The sequence below is a fragment of the Bartonella sp. TT29SHDZB genome (assembly GCF_042193395.1).
Classification (GTDB): domain Bacteria; phylum Pseudomonadota; class Alphaproteobacteria; order Rhizobiales; family Rhizobiaceae; genus Bartonella.
On record NZ_JBHILQ010000061.1, the window covers coordinates 1 to 2674 of the forward strand.

Below are 2674 nucleotides of genomic sequence, written 5' to 3' on the forward strand. Positions count from 1 at the left end.
TATAAGTTTTCTCTTCAGAGTTACCATCATCCTTAACTGTCTTAACCTTAAAACTTGGAGCTTTCCATTGTCCTTGCTCATCATAGCCAGCGCCACCACCAAAATAGGTTGCAAGTTGTTCGTTCAGCGAATAAAGCTGTCCACCCGTGACAGCATCCGTTGAGTCAGAAGCAATATTCCCATCTAGAAGATGCGTAATCTTGCTATTGGTTTTTTCATCTGCTTCCTCATGCTGCGCAACAAAAGCTTTATCACTATTGCTCCATAATAAAGCATCACCTTTAACTTGCTGAGTAATATTCGTTATGTTTGTAGTAAGTTCGCTAAACTTATTTGTCACATTATCATTAATATTCTTGATATTTCTATCAAGCTGGCTTTTGTTAACAGCGTCATTATTGTTCTTTGCTTCCCCAACACCAGAAATTATCCGATCCGATCCGCTTTCATTTGCAATATTGATTTCTGCGCCACCTACTTTTGCACCAATAGTGAGACGACTCGTTGTCTTATCTTGCTGAACAAAGCTTTCGCTTTCCACTTTGGTAATCACATTATTAACCTGTTCAGTCAATTTATTCTGAACATTCGTGATAGAACTTCCAACACCTGCAAGTGCATCCGCTACATTCGTATAGTTCTTGTCAAAAGAAGTACCATCCTCACCAAACTGCTTGATCTTGAAATCTGGTTCTCTCCACATGCCCACTTCATCATAACCAGCACCACCACCAAAATAGGACGCAAGCGTGTTACCCATTGTATAGAGCTGACCACCATTTACTGCATCTGTTGAGTTTAGGGTAATCTCACCATTTGCTAGAAACGTAATTCTACTGTTTTCTTGTGTTCTTACAGCCCTGCCTTTTTCTTCTTTTCTCTTTTCATGACGCGCTACAAAGGCATTTGCTTCATCATTCCATAACAAAGAATCCTGTGCTACTCCTTCAGAAACCTCTTTAATCCGTGCATTCACATTCTTGATATTTGCATCAAGACCAGTAAATGCACTCCCAACATCATTAAAAGAGCCCTCTGTTATATTACCCTTTGTATCAATCTTAGATAAGTCATAAGTTGGTCCCGTCATGTCAGAACCAGCAACTCCTGCACCTCCACCAAAATATTTTGATGTATTCACCATAGCCGTTTCCAGATTTCTCGCTGTGGACGAAAGACTCTCATTGGTTTTGCTTAACTGTGAAAAATTAACTGCATCATTCGCTCCAGTGCCATCCGACACTCCTGTAATCTTTTTACCCCCAGCGTCTATCCCAGAAATGATTATTTTCGGTCCACCAGAAATCACTAAGCCTGTTGCGTCTAAGATATTGTTTCCTGTTTGTATTTTATCGACTATGACACTCCTGGCGAGATCAAATTTTATATTATTGTCTTTATCGCCCTTTGTAACCGTGAGATTTGTACTTCCAGCAGAAAAATCTACCGCGCTGTCCATGATAACGGTCTTACCATCCTTACCCCCAACAGATAGTTTCCAACCACCATTTCTTACGACACTTTCTAAGTCTTTTAACTGTACAACATTTACTGCATCAGTAAGTTCACTACCAGCTGCTACACCTGTAATCTGCCGCGTTATGCCCTTACTAGAATTACCAACACTAACGGCACCCTGCGTACTTTTCCATTGCGCCTCGGCGCTTTGTGAAGGACCCTGCAACAAAGAAGTGTAACCCAAAGCAGAGGCAGCCCTATCAGATACAGAATCGCTTCCTAGAGCAACACTCCCTTCTGCCGTTGCTTCTGAATAAAAACCCAAAGCAGTAGCATTCTTTGCGGCTGACTTTGCACGATGTCCTATAGCAGTCGTAGCATATTCCAAAGCTTTAGAAACAGAACCAACAGCCGTTGAATAATCAGCCTTCGCAGTTGTATAATCATCTTTAGTATCTTCAGAACCTATTGCGATACTATGCTGGCCCAAAGAGTGCGCCGAGCGCCCTATAGAAATACTACTCAAACCTGTCGCCTCTGCTGCATACCCCAAAGCGATAGCATTTTTTGCTGTCGCCTGTGTAAAGGCACCTACACCTACACCATTATCAGCTGATACTGTTGCATTAGTACCAATACCAATCCCCTCATAATTTTCAACATAAGCTGATAAACCGATAGCTATCGCTCTTTCAGCTAACGCACGTGCAGCGTAGTAATAACAGTTTTTGCCTTCACAGTCTTGCTTATTGCCTATCGCAATAGACGACACAGAGGGCGCATTCGCCCCCTCACCCAACTCAATACCTCTGTCACCACCTCGCTGCAGTTGACTAACAGGAATGAGTTGTCTTGTTGTCAAAGCATTTGTCGTCAAAGCATTTATTGTGGAATTATTATCACTGTTACTAGAAAGAGTATTGATGAGAAAATTTGCGTAGTCACTGGCAACATCCACCTTAGGTGTCGTCGCAACACTCAACGCTGTTATATAATTTTCCTTTGATGCACTAGAAACCTCTAAATCACTGTTATCGCGATCATAAGCAGAGATAACATTTTGTGGAGCTCCTACAACAGCGCTCTCGACACCTTCAAGGAACATTTTGCTTAAATCGACATTTGCCGAAAAACTAGGAGTAACATTCGATAAGAATGTAGCCGCTATAGCCAACGAAAGAACTTTAACAAAAGAAAAACGAGAACGTTTTAATTC

The 2674-nt window shown here is 41.6% G+C and carries 1 pseudogene; it reads right to left on the minus strand.

Going from position 1 to position 2674, the window contains the following annotated elements:
• Positions 1–2563 (minus strand): annotated as a pseudogene (locus ACFIJJ_RS09315) (hypothetical protein); the annotation flags it as partial.
• Positions 2564–2674: the final 111 nt, after the last annotated feature.